General features: G+C 73.6%; 14 protein-coding genes. 8 read left to right on the forward strand and 6 right to left on the reverse strand.

The window, feature by feature from the left end:
* Window positions 1-24: 24 nt before the first annotated feature.
* Window positions 25-705, reverse strand: coding sequence for an ABC transporter ATP-binding protein (locus tag AB0J08_RS05020; protein WP_360627031.1), 681 nt, complete (start codon window positions 703-705; stop codon window positions 25-27).
* The gene (locus AB0J08_RS05025; protein WP_360627034.1) at window positions 702-1,778 is read right to left on the reverse strand and encodes an ABC transporter permease; all 1,077 of its coding nucleotides are present in this window, start codon (window positions 1,776-1,778) and stop codon (window positions 702-704) included. The genes AB0J08_RS05020 and AB0J08_RS05025 overlap by 4 nt, the downstream gene beginning before the upstream one ends.
* Before the next feature lie 193 nt (window positions 1,779-1,971).
* On the opposite strand from AB0J08_RS05025, the gene AB0J08_RS05030 reads away from it, so the two are divergent.
* Genes AB0J08_RS05030 through AB0J08_RS05040 form a run of 3 tightly spaced genes read left to right on the forward strand, consistent with a single transcriptional unit; the run spans window position 1,972 to window position 4,958 of the window.
* Window positions 1,972-3,183 carry a sensor histidine kinase gene (locus AB0J08_RS05030; RefSeq protein ID WP_360627037.1) on the forward strand — a complete coding sequence of 404 codons (1,212 nt, stop codon included), beginning with the start codon at window positions 1,972-1,974 and terminating at the stop codon, window positions 3,181-3,183.
* Complete coding sequence (locus AB0J08_RS05035) at window positions 3,180-3,863, forward strand: response regulator transcription factor (protein ID WP_360627040.1); 684 nt, start codon at window positions 3,180-3,182, stop codon at window positions 3,861-3,863. Before AB0J08_RS05030 ends, AB0J08_RS05035 begins: the two co-directional genes overlap by 4 nt.
* Window positions 3,864-3,920: 57 nt before the next feature.
* On the forward strand, window positions 3,921-4,958 hold the full coding sequence (locus tag AB0J08_RS05040; protein WP_360627043.1) for a nitronate monooxygenase: 1,038 nt from the start codon (window positions 3,921-3,923) through the stop codon (window positions 4,956-4,958).
* Between the two features lie 128 nt (window positions 4,959-5,086).
* On the opposite strand, the gene AB0J08_RS05045 is transcribed toward AB0J08_RS05040, so the two are convergent.
* On the reverse strand, window positions 5,087-6,565 hold the full coding sequence (locus AB0J08_RS05045; RefSeq protein ID WP_360627047.1) for an aminopeptidase P family protein: 1,479 nt from the start codon (window positions 6,563-6,565) through the stop codon (window positions 5,087-5,089).
* A gap of 215 nt (window positions 6,566-6,780) precedes the next feature.
* Here AB0J08_RS05045 and AB0J08_RS05050 point away from each other — a divergent pair, with 215 nt between their 5' ends.
* Genes AB0J08_RS05050 through AB0J08_RS05070 form a run of 5 tightly spaced genes read left to right on the forward strand, consistent with a single transcriptional unit; the run spans window position 6,781 to window position 12,508 of the window.
* On the forward strand, window positions 6,781-8,532 hold the full coding sequence (locus AB0J08_RS05050) for an ABC transporter substrate-binding protein (RefSeq protein ID WP_360627050.1): 1,752 nt from the start codon (window positions 6,781-6,783) through the stop codon (window positions 8,530-8,532).
* A 13-nt stretch (window positions 8,533-8,545) separates the two neighbouring features.
* On the forward strand, window positions 8,546-9,505 hold the full coding sequence (locus tag AB0J08_RS05055; RefSeq protein WP_360627053.1) for an ABC transporter permease: 960 nt from the start codon (window positions 8,546-8,548) through the stop codon (window positions 9,503-9,505).
* A complete protein-coding gene (locus AB0J08_RS05060; protein ID WP_360627056.1) occupies window positions 9,502-10,488 on the forward strand; it encodes an ABC transporter permease in 987 nt (328 codons plus the stop codon). Before AB0J08_RS05055 ends, AB0J08_RS05060 begins: the two co-directional genes overlap by 4 nt.
* Entirely contained in the window at window positions 10,488-11,486 is a 999-nt protein-coding gene (locus tag AB0J08_RS05065) for an ABC transporter ATP-binding protein (RefSeq protein WP_360627059.1), read from the forward strand. The genes AB0J08_RS05060 and AB0J08_RS05065 overlap by 1 nt, the downstream gene beginning before the upstream one ends.
* Window positions 11,483-12,508, forward strand: coding sequence for an oligopeptide/dipeptide ABC transporter ATP-binding protein (locus tag AB0J08_RS05070; protein ID WP_360627062.1), 1,026 nt, complete (start codon window positions 11,483-11,485; stop codon window positions 12,506-12,508). Before AB0J08_RS05065 ends, AB0J08_RS05070 begins: the two co-directional genes overlap by 4 nt.
* A 466-nt stretch (window positions 12,509-12,974) precedes the next feature.
* On the opposite strand, the gene AB0J08_RS05075 is transcribed toward AB0J08_RS05070, so the two are convergent.
* The 3 genes from AB0J08_RS05075 to AB0J08_RS05085 form a co-directional block, all read right to left on the reverse strand.
* A complete protein-coding gene (locus AB0J08_RS05075; protein ID WP_360627065.1) occupies window positions 12,975-15,347 on the reverse strand; it encodes an immune inhibitor A domain-containing protein in 2,373 nt (790 codons plus the stop codon).
* A 170-nt stretch (window positions 15,348-15,517) separates the two neighbouring features.
* Window positions 15,518-15,895: a YrdB family protein gene (locus tag AB0J08_RS05080; protein WP_360627068.1), complete on the reverse strand. Its 378-nt coding sequence runs from the start codon at window positions 15,893-15,895 to the stop codon at window positions 15,518-15,520.
* A gap of 88 nt (window positions 15,896-15,983) precedes the next feature.
* Window positions 15,984-18,056, reverse strand: a complete 2,073-nt coding sequence (locus AB0J08_RS05085) for a prolyl oligopeptidase family serine peptidase (RefSeq protein WP_360627071.1) — start codon at window positions 18,054-18,056, stop codon at window positions 15,984-15,986.
* Window positions 18,057-18,141 lie beyond the last annotated feature (85 nt).

An 18,141-nucleotide genomic window follows, 5' to 3' on the forward strand; every position in this document is an offset into this window, starting at 1 on the left:
GCCGCTCGTTCGGGTGACCGGCGATCAGAACGTCGCCGCCACGGTGAGCCTTCCGTCGTGGACCTCGGCGACCCGGTCGACTGCCGTGAGGTGGGTCCGGTCGTGGGTGACCAGCACGGTGGCGGTGGCGCGGCGGTGGGTGAGTTCGGTGATCAGCTCGATCACGGCGGCGCCGCGCTCGTGGTCCAGCGCGCTGGTGGGTTCGTCGACCAGCAGCACCGTCGGGTCGTTCATCAGGGCGCGGGCGATGTTGACGCGCTGGCGCTGACCGCCGGAGAGCTGGTGCGGCCGCCGCGCCGCCTGGTCGCGCAGACCCACGGCGGCCAGGAGTTCGAGCGCACGGGGGAGGGCGGCGCGCGGGGAGCGGCCGTCGAGGTGGGCCATCACCTGGAGCTGTTCGGCGGCGGTGAGCGAGGGCAGCAGGTTGGCCTGCTGGAAGACGATGCCGATCCGGTGCCGGCGCAGCGCGGTCAGCTCGGCGCGGCTCAGCCCGGTGGTCTCGACGCCGTCCACCACCACCCGGCCGGTGTCCGGGGTGGTCAGCGTCGCGGCGACGGCCAGCAGGCTGGACTTGCCGGAGCCGGACGGGCCGACCACCGCGGTGATCGAGCCCTTGGGGACGGTGAGCGAGACCTCGTCCAGCGCGGTCAGCCGGCCGTCGCCGTCCGGGTAGGTGAGGGTGATGCGGTCGAGGTGCAGGCTCATCGGGCGCTCCCCAGGGCGGTCAGCGGGTCGACGGAGGTGATCCGGCGGATGGACAGGGCCGCACCGACCGCGCCGAGCGCGACCATCACGACGGCCGGGACGAGGACGGTCGGGGCGTCCAGGACGAACGGCACCGCCGAGCCGAGCAGCGCACCGGCGCCGACCGCGATCGCGGTGCCGACGGCCGTGCCGAGCACCAGCAGCAGCACCGCCTGGCCGAGCGCGTCCGTGAGCAGGTAGCGGGTGGAGGCGCCGAGGGCCTTCAGGACCGCGACGTCCCCGCTGCGCTGGATCGTCCAGACGGTGAAGAACGCGCCGATCACCAGCGCCGAGATGGCGAACAGGAAGCCGCGCATCAGCTGCAGCGAGCCGTTCTCCGAGGTGTAGGAGCCGATCGCGGAGAGTGCGTCCTCCCGGCCCCGGGTCTCGGTGCCGTAGCGGGCGTCCGCCGCGCCGAGGTCCGCGCCGGGCGCGGTGGTCAGGGCGATCACCGTGGCGTGTCCGGCGCCGCCCGGGGCGACCGACTGCCAGTCGGTGAGGCTGGTCCAGACGACCGGGGTGTGGCTGAACGAGGCGTCGCCGGCCACCGCCGCGACCTGGAGCGGGCGGCCCGCCAGGGTGAAGGCCGCGCCGGGGCGCAGGCCGCCCAGGTCGTCGGCGGCGGCCTGCGACAGCACGGCCCGGCCGGGGCCGACCGACGTGCCCTGGGGGGCCAGTGGCGAGCCGTCCGGCACGCCGAAGGCGGAGAGTGCGGCGGTGCGCTGCCCGGCGGCGGCCTTGGTGGTGGTGATGCCGAGCGGCTGCGCGGCCGTGACCCCGGGCACCTGCGCCCAGCCCTGCCACTGCTCGGGCGTGACCTGGGAGTCGGTGAAGGAGAGCTGTTGCCCCTCGGCGGGGACGGCGAAGGCCAGGTGGTCGGCGGGCAGACCGGTGATCGCCGAGACGTTCTGCCTGCCGAGCCCGGCCGTCAGGCCGGACAGCAGGCCGACCAGTACGGTGATCAGCACGACGACGGTTCCCATCAGGGCGAACCGCCCCTTGGCGAACCGCAGATCCCTCCAGGCGACGAACACGTCCGCGATCTCCTTCGTTCGGCTACGGCTACGGCTACGGCTACGGATGCCGGCTGCGACGCTCACCACGGTCGCGCGGGACGGGGTCGGCGGGCATCGCGCGCGGGATTGGATCCTCGGCATCGAAGGGGAGAGGCCGAGTTCAACCCTTTGATTGATGCCGGTCCGGAGCCGCGGACCCTAGGCTGGACGGATGGCGACCGAACGACCTCGAACCACTCCCGTCGCCCGCGTACTCCAGGTCTGCCTGCACCTGCTGGTGGCGGGCCTGCTCGCACTCACCGTGGCCCGCGCGGTGGTCGGCCGGGGCGGCGACCCGGCGGCCGTCGTCGCCGCCGGCACGGCGATGGGCGCGGTCTACGCGGCCGGCCCGCTGGTCGGTGCCGTCCGCCGGTCGCGGCGGGCCGCCGCGCTCTGGCTGGCCCTGCTCGGCGTCACCTGGGTGGGCGTGCTGATCGCCACCCAGGACGGCGTCTGGCTCGCCTTCCCGCTGTACTTCCTGGAGCTGCACCTGCTCGGCCGCCGGGGCGGGCCCGTCGCCGTCGCCCTCACCGCGGTCACCGCGATCGCCGCGTGGTCCTGGCACCAGCACGCCTTCAGCCTCGCCGCGGCGATCGGTCCCGCGCTCGGCGCGGCCGTCGCCACCGCCACCGTCCTCGGCTACCAGGCGCTCTACCGGGAGAGCGAGGAACGCCGCCGGCTGATCGACGAGCTCACCGCCGCCCGTGCGGGCCTCGACGCCGCCCAGCACACCGCCGGCGTGCTGGCCGAACGGGAACGGCTCGCCCGGGAGATCCACGACACCCTCGCCCAGAGCCTGTCCAGCATCCAGTTGCTGTTGCGCGCCGCCCAGCGGGCCCTGCCCGACCGGACCGAGGCCGCCGCCGACTACGTCGAGCAGGCCCGCCAGGCCGCTCAGGACAACCTCGCCGAAGCCCGCCGCTTCGTCCGCGCGCTCACCCCGCCGGACCTGGAGAGCGCCTCGTTGCCGGTCGCCCTCGAACGGCTCTGCGCCACCACGGCGGCCCATGCCGGCCTGCCCGTGCGACTGCACGTCTCGGGTGACCAGGTGCGGCTGCCGGTGCCGCAGGAGGTCGCGCTGCTGCGGATCGCGCAGTCCGCGCTCGGCAACACGGTGCGGCACGCGAAGGCCTCGCACGCGGAGGTGACCCTCAGCTACATGGACGGCGAGGTGGCGCTGGACGTGTTCGACGACGGAGCGGGCTTCGACCCGGCGCGGGCGGCCGCGAGCGCCGGTGGCGGGGACGGCGGCTTCGGCCTGCCGTCCATGCGGGCCAGGGCGCGGGCGCTGGGCGGTACCTTCGCGGTGGAGTCCGCCCCGGGGGAGGGGACGGCACTCGCCGTGCTGCTGCCCGTCGCCCCCACCACCGAGGACTCTTCGTGACCGACCCCGTGATCCGCGCCGACTCTGCGATCCGCACCGACCCCGTGATCCGCCTGCTGCTCGCCGACGACCACCCGGTGGTCCGGGCCGGGCTGCGGGCCGTGCTGGAGAGCGAGCGGGACTTCGTCGTCGTCGCCGAGGCCGCCACCGCCGAGCGGGCCGTGGAGCTGGCCGCGGAGGTCGAGGTGGACGTGGTGCTGATGGACCTGCAGTTCGGGCCGGGTTCGGCGATGAACGGTGCGCAGGCCACCGCGGCGATCACGGCCCGGACGGCGGCGCCCCGGGTGCTGATCGTCACCACCTACGACACCGACGCGGACACCCTGCCCGCGCTGGAGGCCGGGGCCACCGGCTACCTGCTGAAGGACGCGCCGCCGGAGGAGCTGGCGCGGGCCGTCCGTTCGGCGGCGCAGGGGCGGACGGCCCTGGCGGCGACGGTGGCGGACCGGCTGCTGGAGCGGATGCGGACGCCGTCGGCGGCCCTGAGCGCGCGTGAGACGGAGGTGCTGGGGCTGGTCGCGGACGGGCTGACCAACCAGCGGATCAGTCAGCGGCTGCATCTGAGCCAGGCCACGGTGAAGTCGCATCTGGTGCACATCTACGCGAAGTTGGGGGTGGACTCGCGGACGGCGGCGGTGCGCGAGGCGCGGGTGCGGGGGCTGATCCGGCGGGGGGTGTGAGGGCCCGGGGCCGAGGGGGCGGGCGTAGGGTTGGGCGGGTCCGAACCGTTGCGCGCAGTGGAGGGATCCGCAGTGGCCGTCCGCCTCGACGAACTCGCCGTCCCCGTCGTCGCCGCGCCCATGGCGGGCGGGGCGACCACCCCGGAGCTGGTGGCCGCGGTGAACGCCGCCGGCGGGCTCGGGTTCCTCGCGACCGGGTACCGGAGCGCCGCCGCGATGGTCGAACAGATCGGCCGGGTACGCGAGTTGACCGACCGGCCGTTCGGCGTGAACCTCTTCGTGCCCGCCGCGCCCGGCGATCCGAGGGCCGTCGCCGCCTACCGGGAGCACCTGCTGCCGGAGGCCGAGCGGTGGGGCGTGCGACTGCCCGGGACGATCGCGCCGGACCGCGACGACTGGGACGCCAAGATCGCCGCGCTGCTGGACGCGCCCGTCCCCGTGGTGTCGTACACCTTCGGGCTGCCCTCGCCCGAGGAGGCCACGGCGCTGCGGGCGGCCGGCAGCCACCAGGTCGCCACCGTGACCACGCCGCAGGAGGCGCGGCGCGCCGAGGCGGTCGGGGTGGACGCGCTCTGCGTGCAGGGTCCGGAGGCGGGCGGGCACCGGGCCACCCACCGGGTGGCGGACCGGCCGGGAGACGTCCCGCTGCTCGAACTGCTGCCCGCCGTCGGGGCGGTGACCGCGCTGCCGTTGATCGCGGCGGGCGGGATCGCCGACGGGCCGGCGGTCGCGGCCGCGCTGCGGGCCGGGGCGGTGGCCGTCCAGCTGGGGACGGCGCTGCTGCGCGCCGACGAGTCCGGCGCGTCCGCGCCGCACCGGGCCGCCCTGACCGAACTCCCGGACACGGTGGTGACCCGGGCCTTCACCGGCCGCCCGGCGCGCGCCCTGCGCAACGCGTTCATCGAACGGTACGAGCCCTACGCGCCGGCCGCCTACCCGGAGGTGCACCACCTCACCCAGCCCCTGCGGGCGGCGGCGGCCGGGCGCGCCGACACCGGGGCGATGCACCTGTGGGCCGGCACCGGCCACCGCGCGGCCCGCGGCGGGCCGGCCGCGGAGCTCGTCGGGGAGCTGTGGCGGCAGGCCCGTCGCTGAGCACGGCGCGGCAGTAGCCGGTCGGCGCCCGGAGGCGCCGCCGCCGGATCCGCTCATGCGGCTGATCCTCCCGCCCGCCGGGCCGCACGTCGGGGGCGCGGGGAGCCGCTGCCGGCCGTACGGGAGTCTCAGCCGAGCAGCTCGGCCATCCAGGACTCGACGTCGGTGGCGGTGCGCGGGAGCGCGTCGGACATCAGGCGGGCGCCGTCGGCGGTGATGACCAGGTCGTCCTCCAGGCGGATGCCGAGCCCGCGGAGTTCGAGCGGAAGGGTCTCGTCGTCGGGCTGGAGGTAGAGGCCGGGCTCGACGGTGAGGACGTGGCCCTCCTCCAGGACGCCGTCGAGGTAGGTCTCGGTGCGGGCCTTGGCGCAGTCGTGGACGTCCATGCCGAGCATGTGGCCGCTGCTGCAGAGCGTGTAGCGGCGGTAGAGCCCGCTGTCCTCGGCGACGGCCTGTTCGGCGGAGACGGGCAGGACGCCCCAGTCGGCGAGCCCCTCGGCGAAGACCCGCATGGCGGCGAGGTGGAAGTCGCGGAACCGCGCGCCGGGGCGCAGGGCGGCGATGCCGGCGTCCTGGGCCGCCAGGACCAGGTCGTAGACCTGGCGCTGGGCGGAGCTGAAGGTGCCGCCGAGCGGCAGGGTGCGGGTGATGTCGGCGGTGTACAGGGTGTCGGTCTCGACGCCGGCGTCGAGCAGCAGCAGGGCGTTCGGGTCGAGCGCGCCGTCGTTGCGGATCCAGTGCAGGACGCAGGCGTGGGCGCCCGAGGCGGCGATGGTGTTGTAGCCGGTGCCGTTGCCCTCGGCGCGGGCGCGCAGGTTGAAGACGCCCTCGATCCAGCGCTCGCCGCGCGGGTGGCGCAGGGCGGCGGGGAGGGCGCGGACGACGTCCTGGAAGCCGAGCACGGTGTGGTCGACGGAGAGCTGGAGCTGCTCGACCTCCCAGGCGTCCTTGATCAGGCGCAGTTCGGAGAGGACCGAGGCGAGGGCGGCGTCGCTCTCGCGCCGCTCGGGTGAGCCGGGCCGGTCGGTGGCGGCGTCCAGGGTGGTGTCCACGCCGGCCAGGACGCGGGTGGCGGGCTGCGGTCCGGTGAGCAGCTTGTCGAGGTCCTCCAGGTGCTCGGTGCGCAGGCCGGTGAGGCGGGTGGCCTCGGCGAGGTCGGGGCGGCGGCCGACCCAGAACTCGCCGTAGCGGCGGTCGCGGTAGAACTCGCCGCCGCGGACGGGGTCGTCGCCGCCGCGCGGGGAGCGCGGGCGCAGGTAGAGCACGGGCTCGTGGCCCTCGGGGCCGGAGGGCTCCAGGACGAGGACGTGGCCGGGCTGGTCCTCGCCGGTGAGGCCGGTGAGCCAGGCGTAGGCGGTGTGCGGGCGGAACCGGTAGTCGTCGTCGTTGCTGCGGGCCCTGAGTTCGCCGGCGGGGACGATCAGCCGCTCACCGGGGAAGGCGGCGGAGAGCCGGGCGCGGCGTCCGGGCATGGCGGCGTGGCCGGGGACGCGCCGGTCGTCGACGAGCGGGGTGGGGGCCCAGGCGGTGGCCATGTAGGCCTCCAGGGCGGGGGAGGTCGGCAGGTCGTGGCTGCTGGTGTTGAGGCCGGTCTGACGGAAGGTCACCGGGGTACTCCTATGAGGGGCGGCGGGGTCGCACGGGACACAGCTCGATAACGGGATGCGTCATCTCTTGTGCAGTGCAATTTCACATTACTATGTTACGGGTCACACCGTGGAGCGGCCAGACCCGCTGAGGACGCCCTCCCCGGCCGGGCCCCGGATCACCTCCGGGGTCGGACGACGGGCCTCAACGGCGGCCCCCCACTGCGGAGTTGCACATGACCAGGCGCACCCACGCCGCCCTCGCGGCGGCCCTCGCAGCGACACTCACCCTCGGCCTCGGGGCCTGCAAGAACGACAAGAGCGACACGGCCGGCGACACCGCGCCCAGCAGCACCAAGGGCCCGGGCGCGGAGGCCGGCTCGATCGTCGGCGGCACCCCGGTCAAGGGCGGCACGCTCACCGTGCTGACCAACCAGGACTTCGCCCACCTCGACCCGGCCCGCAACTGGGTGCTGCCGCACATGGACTTCGGCACCCGGCTGATCTACCGCACCCTGGTCACGTTCAAGGCCGAGCCGGGCGCCGCCGGCAGCGAGATCGTCCCGGACCTCGCCACCGACCTCGGCAAGTCCTCCGACGGGGGCAAGACCTGGACCTTCACCCTGCGCGACGGGCTGAAGTACGAGGACGGCAGCCCGATCAAGTCCGCCGACATCAAGTACAACGTCGAGCGGTCCTTCTCCCCGGACCTCACCGGCGGTCCCGACTACGCCGTCCAGTACCTGGCCGGCGGCGAGAACTACAAGGGCCCGCTGACCGGCGAGCACCTGTCCAGCATCGAGACCCCCGACGACAAGACCATCGTCTTCCGTCTGAAGCGCCCGGTCGCCGAGTTCTCGTACACCGCCACCCTGCCGACCTTCTCCCCGGTGCCGCAGGCGCAGGAGAAGGGCACCCAGTACGACTCGCGGCCGTTCTCCTCCGGCCCGTACAAGATCGAGTCCTACGACCGCGGCAAGCAGCTCGTGCTGGTCCGCAACACCAACTGGGACCAGGCCTCCGACTCGGTCCGCAAGGCCTACCCGGACAAGATCGTGGTCACCCAGGGCCTCAAGGGCGGCCAGGTCGACGACCGGATCATCGCCAGCGACGGCGCCGACGCCTCCACCGTCGAGATGCCGTGGATGCAGCACGAGTCCGTCGCCAAGGTGCTGCCCAAGGCGGACGTCAAGTCCCGCATGGTGGCCGAGCGGACCGGCTGTACCGACATGCTCTACCTGAACACCGCCAAGGCGCCCTTCGACGACCCGAAGGTGCGCGAGGCGATGATGTACGCCGTCGACCGCGAGGCCCAGGTCACCGCGTTCGGCGGCCCGGCGATGGCCGACGTCGCGACCTCCTTCCTGCCGCCCGCGCTGACCGGCGGCGTCAAGGCCGACCCGCTGAAGATCCCGGCCGCCGGCGACCCGCAGAAGGCCAAGGACCTGCTCAAGACGGCCGGCAAGACCGACCTCAAGGTCTCGCTCACCGTCTCCATCGGTGACAAGAGCCGCGGTGAGGCGCTCCAGCAGTCGCTGGCCAAGGCCGGCATCCAGGTCACCGTCAACACCGTGGACGCGTCCGCCGTCGCCGACGCCGTCGGTGACACCAAGAACGCCCCGGAGCTGTACATCAGCGGCTGGTGCCCGGACTACCCGTCCGCCGCGACCTTCCTGCCCTTCCTCTTCGACGGCCGCACCATCAAGGAGAAGGGCAACCAGGGCAACTACAGCCAGTTCCGGGACCAGGCCACCATGGACCGGATGGACCAGATCGCGGCCATGACCGACCTGGCCGAGGCCAACGCCGCCTGGAAGCAGCTCGACGAGGACCTGGTGAAGAAGGCCCCGGCCGTTCCGCTGATGTGGCAGCGCCGCCCGCTGCTGGTCGGCACCAACGTGGCCGGCGCGTTCGGCAACTCCGGTTACGCCGGCATGATCGACATGGCTGTGATCGGCCTCAAGGACCCCGCGAAGAGCCAGGGCTGAGGGACCGTCATCGATGAGTACAACCACTGAGCCCGCCGCCGTGGAGGTCACGGCGGCGGGCCCCGCGAAGGCCACCGGGCGGGGACCCTGGCGGCTCGTCTGGGACCAGCTGTGGGCGAGGGGCGCGGCCCGGTTCGGTCTGATCACCGTCGCCGTGCTGGTGCTGTCGGCCGCGCTGGCCGGCCCGTTGAGTTCGCTCGGCGGCTGGACCCCCGAGGAGTTCGACAAGCGCGCCATCGACCCGTACATGGGCGGCACGCCGATCGGCGACTTCGGCGGGATCGGCGCCCGGCACTGGCTCGGCGTCGAACCCGGTTCGGGCCGCGACCTGTTCGCCCGGGTCCTGCACGGCGGCCAGGTGTCGCTGCTGATCGCGTTCACCGCGACCGCCGTGGTCGTGATCGCCGGCACCCTGGCCGGAATCGCCGCCGGCTACTTCGGCGGCCGCATCGACGCGGCGCTCTCCCGGCTGATGGACCTCACGATGTCCTTCCCCTCGCTGATCTTCATGATCGCCATGATGTCGGTGGCCAAGGACGTCAACCGGATCCTGCTGATGACCCTGGTGATCGGCCTGTTCGGCTGGCCCGGCATCGCCCGCGTGGTCCGCGGCCAGACGCTCTCCCTCAAGCACCGCGAGTACGTCGAGGCGGCCAAGGTCGGCGGAGCCCGCTCCTGGCGCATCCTCACCCGGGAGATCCTGCCGAACGTCTCCGGCCCGATCATCGCCTACACCACGCTGCTGATCCCCGGCATGATCGCCACCGAGGCCGCGCTCGGCTACCTCGGCGTCGGCGTCCGCCCGCCCACGGCGTCCTGGGGCCAGATGATCTCCGAGAGCATCGTCCACTACGAGACCGATCCGACGTACTTCCTCATCCCGACGGTCTTCCTCTTCATCGCGGTGCTCGCCTTCACCCTGCTCGGTGACGCGCTGCGCGACATCCTCGACCCCCGGGGAGGCCGGTCGTGATCATCTACCTCGGCCGCCGGCTGATCGGCGTCGCGGGCATCCTGCTCGCCATCTGCGCCATCACCTTCACCATCTTCTACCTGCTGCCCAACGACCCGGCCGCAGCCGCCTGCGGCAAGACGTGCAGCCCCGAGCGACTCGCCGCCGTCAAGGTGGCGATGGGCCTGGACCAGCCGGTCTGGAGCCAGTTCGGCAGCTACCTGGCCGGGATCTTCGCCGGCCGCGACTACGGCAGCGGCCCCAGCGCCGTGCACTGCGGCTTCCCGTGCCTCGGCTACTCCTACGAGTACGGGCTGCCGGTCTGGGACCTGCTCACCGACCGCCTGCCGGTCTCCGTCTCACTCGCCTTCGGCGCGGCGGTGCTCTGGCTGGGCCTCGGCCTCGGCGCCGGCGTCACCTCGGCCCTGCGCAAGGGCGGTGTCACCGACCGGATCCTGACGGTGCTCTCGGTCGGAGCCGCCTCGTTGCCGGTCTACTTCACCTCGATCATGCTGATCTGGGGCGTCGTGCGATCCGCCGGCCTGCTGCCCTACCCGTCCTACCACCCCTTCACCGAGGACCCGTTCGGCTGGGCCTCCAACCTGCTGCTGCCCTGGATCGCGCTGGCCCTGCTGTACGCGGCCACGTACGCCCGGCAGAGCCGCAACTCGATGATCGAGACGATGGCCGAGCCGTACATCCGCACGGCCCGCGCCAAGGGCCTGCCCGCGCTGACCGTGACGGTCAAGCACGGGCTGCGCTCCGGGATGACACCCATCCTGACCATCTTCGGCATCGACCTCGGCGGCCTGCTCGCCGGCGCGGTCATCACCGAGTCCATCTTCGGTCTGCCCGGGGTCGGCCGGCTCTTCTACGACGGGCTGATCCGCTCCGACCAGCCGGTCATCCTCGGCGTCACCCTGCTCGCGGCCTTCTTCATCGTCGCGGCGAACCTGCTGGTCGACCTGCTCTACGCGGTGGTCGACCCGAGAGTGAGGTACTGATGGCACTGTTGGAGGTCGAGGATCTCACAGTCTCCTTCGACACCCCGCGCGGCACCGTCCGGGCCGTCGACGGCATCTCCTTCACCGTCGCGGCCGGCCAGACCCTCGGCCTGGTCGGGGAGTCCGGCAGCGGCAAGTCCGTCACCTCGCTGGCCGTGATGGGCCTGCACCGCGGCGCCGCCGTCACCGGCTCGATCCGGCTCACCGGGCAGGAGCTGAACGGGCTGGGGGAGCGGCAACTGGGCACCGTCCGGGGCCGGCGGATCGCCATGATCTTCCAGGACCCGCTGTCCAGCCTGCACCCCTTCTACACCGTCGGCGAGCAGATCGCCGAGCACTACCGGGTGCACTTCAAGGCCTCCCGCAAGGCCGGCCGCGAACGGGCGGTGGAGATGCTGGGCGAGGTCGGCATCCCCGAACCGGCCCGCCGGGTCGACGAGTACCCGCACCAGTTCTCCGGCGGCATGCGCCAACGCGTCATGATCGCCATGGCACTCGCCTGCGAACCCGACCTGCTGATCGCCGACGAGCCCACCACCGCCCTCGACGTCACCGTCCAGGCCCAGATCCTGGACCTGATCGCCCGCATCCAACAGGACCGCGGCCTCGGCGTCATCATGATCACCCACGACCTCGGCGTGGTCGCCCGGGTCGCCCACGAGGTGCTGGTGATGTACGGCGGCCGGGCCGCCGAACAGGCCCCCGTGGACCGGCTCTTCGCAGCCCCCGCGCACCCGTACACCCGCGGGCTGCTCGACTCGCTGCCCCGCCTGGACGACACCGACGACGCCCCGCTGCGGGCCATCCCCGGCAGCCCGCCGTCACTGATCGCCCCCGCCCCCGGCTGCTCCTTCGCCCCGCGCTGCGCCCGCACCGCCGCCGCCACCGCCGAGGAGCACGCCCGCTGCCTGGCCGAACGCCCCGCGTTCGGCCCGCTCGTCCCCGGCCACCAGGCCGCCTGCCACCTGCCGCTGGTGCCGCTGGGAGCCCGCTCATGACCGACCGTCCGCTGCCCTCCCAGCCGTCGGCCGACCGGCCGCGCTCCGCCGAGCCGCTCCTCTCGGTGCGGGACCTGGTGAAGACCTTCCCCGGAAAGCGCGGCCGCACCGGCCGGGCCGGCGCCCCGATCCGGGCCGTCGACGGAGTGAGCTTCGACGTCGCCAAGGGCGAGACGCTCGGCCTGGTCGGCGAGTCCGGCTGCGGCAAGTCCACCACCGGCCGGATGATCGTCCGGCTGCTCGACCCGACCTCGGGCACCGTCACCTTCGACGGCACCGAGATCGGCGGCCTGTCGCAGGCCGCGCTGCGCCCGCACCGGCAGCACCTGCAGATGGTCTTCCAGGACCCGTACTCCTCGCTCAACCCCCGCCAGACGGTGGCCCGGATCATCTCCGAGCCGCTGATCGTGCAGGGCGCCGGTGCGGCCGAGGCGCGCAAGCGGGCCTCCGAGCTGATGGAACTGGTCGGGCTGATCCCCGAGCACCTGGACCGCTACCCGCACGAGTTCTCCGGCGGCCAGGCGCAGCGGATCGGCATCGCCCGCTCGCTGGCCACCTCGCCCCGGCTGGTCATCGCCGACGAGCCGGTCTCCGCGCTTGACGTCTCCATCCAGGCCCAGGTGGTCAACCTGATGGAGCGGCTGCAGGACGAGCTGGGCCTGGCGTACGTCTTCATCGCGCACGACCTCTCGGTGGTCAAGCGGGTCTGCGACCGGGTCGCCGTGATGTACCTCGGCCGGATCGTCGAGATCGGCGACAAGGCGCAGGTGTACGGCAACCCCGCGCACCCCTACACCCGGGCACTGCTCTCCGCGGTGCCGCTGCCGGACCCGGCCGCCGAGCGGGCGCGCGAGCGGATCGTGCTGCTCGGCGACCCGCCGAGCCCGGCCAACCCGCCGTCCGGGTGCAGCTTCCACCCGCGGTGCCCGAAGGCCCAGGAGATCTGCCGGACCGAGCGTCCGCTGCTGCGGATCGCCGGCCCGGGCAGCCGGGAGGCGGCCTGCCACTTCCCCGAGAACTGAGGCCTCCGGCGGCCCCACCCGCCGCCGCACCGCCCCGCACCCCCACGCGAGGCGGTGCGGCTCCGAGTGTGTCCGGCGGACCCGCCTTCAGCCGCACACCTGCGGGGGCCCGCTGCGGCGGTAGCCCTCCCACTGACGCCCGGTCGGGCGTGGCGGGGAACCTTACGAGGGCCACGCTCGACCGGGTTCCACCGGCGCGCTGCTTCGGCAGCGCGCCGGTGGTGTTTTCCGGCCACCCGGCCACCCGGCCACCCGGCCACCCGGCCACCCGGCCACCCGGCCACCCGGCTGGCCGCCGGGCCGCTCGGCCCTGCCCCCGCGCCCCGCTCGGCGCCGTCCCCGCGCCCCGCTCGGTCCCGTCCTGTCCCGCCCGTCCTGCCCTGCCCCGCTGCGCCCCTGCCGGGAACGCCGAAGGCCCCGACTCCCGCCGTGTGCACGGGAGTCGGGGCCTTCGCCGGGGGCCGGGTCAGGAGGCCGGGCCCACCCGGACGGTGGTGATCCGCCCGCCCTGGGCTTCGCGGACGACCTCGATCTTCGTGTTGGTGTCCGGCACCTTCACGCCGAGCTGCGGCGTGGCGGGGTCGGAGTACACCCCGGTGCGGTCGTTGAAGGCGGCGACGGCCGGCTCGGAGCCGATCCGCACCGGGACGCCGGCCTTGTGCAGGGTGAAGGCGGTGGTCGGCTTCAGCGAGAAGGTCGCGTCGAAGGTCTGCGCGCGGCCGTTGACCAGCGAGCCGTCGGCGAACCTGATCGGCGCCGGGTGGGCGTCGATCGGCAGGATCAGCCCGCCGCCCGGGTGGTCCTTGGTGTTGTTGTCGCCGTACCCGGTGTCCCAGAGCCAGACCAGTACGCCCTCCTGGTACGGGTAGGTGTCGACGATGTCCTTCTTGCCGTCGACGCCGGAGTACCCGAAGTTGTACGGGCCGGTCTTCAGGAAGGCGCCGTATCCCGTGTACCGGCGGTTCTCCACCAGGTAGGCGCGCGGGTGCTGGGTGACCGCGGTGCGGCCGGTGACGACGGAGAAGCCGGTCGCGGTCCAGCCGTTCGCGCCGTTCTCGGCGCCGTCGGCGAAGAGCTCGGTGTCACCGGCGGCGATCCGGACGGCGTCGACCAGTACGCCGCGGCCGTGCGTGTTGCCGTCCGAGGTGACGTGGAAGCGCAGCTGTACCTGCTGCCCGGCGTACCCGTCCATTGGGACGGACAGCTGCCGGTAGGCACCAGAAGTACCGGTCAGACCCGGGGTGTTGGCGGTGGTGTTGCCGATCGGCGCGCCGTCGACGGTGCCGCCGAGTGCCTTCCAGGTCTTCCCCTCGTCGGTGGAGGCCTCGACGGCGAGGAAGTCGTAGTCCTGCTCGATGTCGTACCAGGCGGCGGCGGTCAGCGTGACCGGGCCGGTCACCGAGCGCAGGTCGACCGTCCGGGCCAGCGAGTTGTCCAGGTTGTCGCCCGTGCCGCTCCACCAGTGCTTGGCGCCCTGGTTCGGGTCGGCCAGATCGGTGCTGGTGGTGCCGTCGGGCAGGTGCACCAGGACCGCCTGGGCCTGGTCGGTGTTGTAGCCGCTGACGCCGAGCGCGTGGCTGGAGCGGGTGGCGGCCTGCGCCTCGTCGTAGTCGAGCCAGCCGAACTGCAGCTTGCTCCAGGCGTCGAGGTCACCGGGGTAGCCGCCGGTGGTGTTCCGGCCCTTGCCGAGGTACGAGCCGGAGGACATCAGCGACCAGAAGTTGACGCTGTTGTCGCCGCCGCTGGTGCTGTACAGGTCGGGCAGGCCCAGGTTGTGGCCGTACTCGTGGGCGAACAGGCCGACGCCGCTGTTCTCGCCGCCCTGCACGTAGTCGTAGACGTACAGGCCGGTGTCGCCGACCGGTGCGCCGCCGATCCGGTTGCCCACCGGGCCGGTCTGGCCGGCCGGGTCCGGGAAGGCCCAGCTGCGGTGCGCCCACAGGGCGTCGGCGCCCTGCGCGCCGCCGCCCCAGGTCTCGTCGACGCCCGCGTGCACCACGACCACGTTGTCCAGGTAGCCGTCGGGCTGGCTGAACTCGCCGTCCTTGTCGTGGTCGTAGCGGTCGTAGACGTCGTACTGGGCCAGCTCGGCCTTGACGTCGGCGGCGGTACGGCCCTTGGCGATCTCGCCGTCGTACCAGGCCTTGACCGCGTCCCGGATGAACTCCTGCCCCTGCGTCCAGGCGCCGGACCCCTGGGGGCCCTTGTTGCTGCCGTACCGGGCCTCGTTGTACGGCACGGTGACCCAGTCGCTGACCGTGCCCTCGATGTCGTAGCGGCCGGAGGACTGGGTGCGGTAGTAGTTGCGCATCGAGACCGCGCCGGGCGAGTCGTCGAAGAACATCTGCTGGTAGTAGCCGCGGTCGAAGTCCTTGCTCCAGAGCGTGTGGTTGTCGCTCCTGCCGGGCGCGGGGATCGTGTTGTGCCGCGGGCCCGGCGTGCCGCCGTAGCGGGACTGGCCGTTGTACTCGGTGGTGCTGTCCACCTGGTCGCCGAACTGGGCGAGGATGACGAAGACCTTGTCCTTGCGCTGCTGCGCGAGCTGGACGTAGTCGTTGCCGATCTTCACCTTGGCGGGTGCCCGCTTCTGCGAAGTCTTGGCGACGGAGCCCTTGTTGAGCTGTTCCAGTGCCTTGGTGCGGAGCGACTGGCGCTCCCGCTCCTGGGGGGCGAGCGGGCCGGGCGGGGCCTCGGCGCCGCCCTCCTCGGTGCCCTGGGCGGCGGCGGCCGCGATGGTGGCGGGGGAGGGGGGAGCGGCCTGGGCGGGGGTGCCGACGAGGGTGGCCGCTATCGCGCTCGTGGTGAGCGCGGCCGCGAGTGCCGCGGACAGTCTGCGCAACTGACCTGTCCTTTCAGGACGGTGGATGTTCGGGGGAGTCGGGCAACAGTCGGTGGAGCGCAGGTAATATTTCACATGTCATGGGTCACACGGAAGACGCTGGACGGGGGCGGAACGCGGAGCGCCGCACGACCCGGGCGGTCGTGCGGCGCTGATGGGTTGGCGTCCGGTCAGCCCGTGGTGTACTCCACGGCCACGCTGATCAGTGCCAGGACCCCGAACACCAGCCCCAGGGCGGGGCGGCCGGCGGCGTTCAGTGCCAGCGCGCCGACGGCGAAGACCGCCAGCTTGAGGGCGATCTCCGCGGGCAGCGGCAGCCGGACGGTCGGGCCGCCCGCGGCCAGGAACAGCCCCCAGGTGATCGCCGCGAGGGCCGGCGCGCCCAGCCCGAGCAGGGCCCGGGTGAGCGGGCCGGAGCCGCTCTTGAACCCCCAGTAGCAGAGCGCGGCGAGCAGCCCCAGTTCCAGCGCGAAGGCGAGCCCGCCGTTGACCACGGTCACCGGGGTCCACTGCCGCTGCGAGACCGGGCCCGGTCTGCTGATCCTCATCCGTCTGATCCTCCCCGTCCGGTCCGGCGCCCGGATGGACGCCGGTCCCGGCGGGAGTCTGGCAGGCACCGGCGCCCGCCACAACGGATCACCCCGACAAGGAGGCGCGCAGGAAGGCGAGTTCGGCCGTCGTCACCTGCTCGTTCACCCCGTCCGGGGTCATGTGGGTGACGCCGGGCAGCGGCAGCACGCTGTGCGGGCGGCCCGCCCGGGTGAGTGCCTGGGAGAGCAACAGGGTGTGCGACGGGTGCACGTTGTCGTCGGCCAGGCCGTGGATCAGCAGCAGCGGCCGGGTGAGCGACGGTGCGTCGTCGATCAGGCAGTCCGCCGCGTAGCCCTCGGGGTTGTGCTGCGGCAGGTCGAGGTAGCGCTCGGTGTAGGCGGTGTCGTAGCGGCGGAAGTCGGTGGGCGGCGCGCCCGCGCAGGCGGCGTGGAAGACGTCCGGCCGGCGCAGGACGGCGAGCGCGGCGAAGTACCCGCCGTAGGACCAGCCGCGCACGCCCACCCGGCCGAGGTCGAGGTCGGGGTGGTCCTCGGCCAGCGCGTGCAGTGCGGCGACCTGGTCATCCAGCGCCGCCTCGGAGAAGCGGCGGAAGATCGCCCGGGTGAAGGTCGGGGAGACGAACGGGGTGCCCCGGTTGTCGGTGGTGACGACCGCGAAGCCCTGGTCGGCCCACCACTGGCGGAGCTGCCAGCGGCGCGGCTCGTTCGCCACGGCCTGGAAGCCGGGCCCGCCGTAGACATCGAGCAGGACGGGCAGCCGCCGGCCGGGCCGGTGGCCGCGCGGGTACACCACGGCGGTGGGCAGGCCGTGCTCGGTGACCCGGGCGAGCCTCGGCTCGACCCGGTAGGGCAGCGCGGCGGACAGGTCGGTGAGCACCGTCTCGCCCGACGGGCCGGTGACCCGGCGGCGCACGCCGTCGGGGCCGGCCGAGACGAGCAGCAGGGTGTCGGCGGCGGCGAGCGCGGAGTGGACGCCGGGGCCGGAGCTCACCTGCTCGGGCGCGCCGCCGTCCGGGTCGACCAGGTGGACGTACTGGTCGGCCGGGTCGCCCTGGCCGGTCTCGCAGAGCAGCTTGCCGCGCAGTCGTCCGACCACCCGGCGGATCTGCAGGCCGGTGGTGTCCAGCGGCTTGCCGTCGAGCGCCAGGCCGCGCGCCGCGGGGGTGTCGTGGACGGTGAGCAGCCGGCCGTCGGCCAGCCGGGCGGGGGTGCCGGGCAGGTCGTCCACCCAGAACTCGTCGGTGGTGCGGGAGAGTTCGCGGGTGGCGCCGGTGGCCGGGTCGGCCGTGAGCAGCAGGACGTTCTGCTGCAGGCGGTCGGCGACGGTGAGCAGGACTTCACCGGCGTCGGCCCACTCGGCGGCGCAGAGGTAGGGGAACGCCTCGGCGTCCCAGCGCAGTCGGGTCCGGCTGCCGTCGTCCAGGCCCAGGACCCAGAGCTGGACGTCGGCGTTGGGCCCGCCGGCCTGCGGGTAGGCGAAGTCCTCGGGCTGCTCGTCCGGGCGGGCCGGGTCGGCGAAGTGCTTCCGGGGCAGGGCGGACTCGTCGACCCTGGCGGCGAGCAGCGCGCCGCCGTCCGGGCGCCACCAGTGACCCCGGGCGCGGCCCAGTTCCTCGGCGGCGGCGAACTCGGCGACGCCCCAGCGGGCGCCGTCGGCGGGGCTCAGCGGCCGGTGGCCGGGGGTGACGTGCAGGGCGTCGTCGGCGACGTAGGCGACGCGGTGGCCGGCCGGGTCGGGGCGGGGGTCGAAGGCCGGTCCGGCCACCGGGAGTTCGGCGCAGGTACCGGCGGTGGTGTCGGCGCGGAACAGGCGTCCGTCCAGGGTGAAGACGGCGATCGCGAGGTCCGCGGTGGCGGCGAAGGTGCCGATGCCGGCGGCGGTCAGCCTGGTCCGTTCGCGCAGCCGGCGCTCGACGGCGGGCAGGTCGTCCCGGTTACCGCTGCGGCCGGGGGCGAGGGCGGCGGGGTCGGCGACCAGGCGCTCCTCGCCGGTGGCGAGGTCGAGCAGGTGGAGCCGGTCGACCCGGTCCTCCGGGCCGGTCGAGCGGAGCAGCAGCAGCCGGGTACCGTCCTCGCCGAGGGTGATCGCGCGCGGGGCGCCGTAGCCGAAGCGGCCGGTGCGGGCGCTGAGGTTGAGGAAGGGGTCGGTGATGGTCACGGCCCGATGTTCGCCGCGCCGTACCGCTCTGGACCAGTGTTGCGTGATGTGAAATGTCACACATCACCTATGATCTTGCTCATGG

The sequence above is a fragment of the Kitasatospora sp. NPDC050463 genome (assembly GCF_040655255.1).
GTDB lineage: Bacteria > Actinomycetota > Actinomycetes > Streptomycetales > Streptomycetaceae > Kitasatospora.

What these genes read in the sequence shown, in the direction of transcription:
- AB0J08_RS05020 (WP_360627031.1), bottom strand. Translation starts at nt 705, where the DNA reads ATGAGCCTGCACCTCGACCGCATCACCCTCACCTACCCGGACGGCGAC.
- AB0J08_RS05030 (WP_360627037.1), top strand. Translation starts at nt 1,972, where the DNA reads ATGGCGACCGAACGACCTCGAACCACTCCCGTCGCCCGCGTACTCCAG.
- AB0J08_RS05050 (WP_360627050.1), top strand. Translation starts at nt 6,781, where the DNA reads ATGACCAGGCGCACCCACGCCGCCCTCGCGGCGGCCCTCGCAGCGACA.
- AB0J08_RS05055 (WP_360627053.1), top strand. Translation starts at nt 8,546, where the DNA reads ATGAGTACAACCACTGAGCCCGCCGCCGTGGAGGTCACGGCGGCGGGC.
- AB0J08_RS05065 (WP_360627059.1), top strand. Translation starts at nt 10,488, where the DNA reads ATGGCACTGTTGGAGGTCGAGGATCTCACAGTCTCCTTCGACACCCCG.
- AB0J08_RS05070 (WP_360627062.1), top strand. Translation starts at nt 11,483, where the DNA reads ATGACCGACCGTCCGCTGCCCTCCCAGCCGTCGGCCGACCGGCCGCGC.
- AB0J08_RS05080 (WP_360627068.1), bottom strand. Translation starts at nt 15,895, where the DNA reads ATGAGGATCAGCAGACCGGGCCCGGTCTCGCAGCGGCAGTGGACCCCG.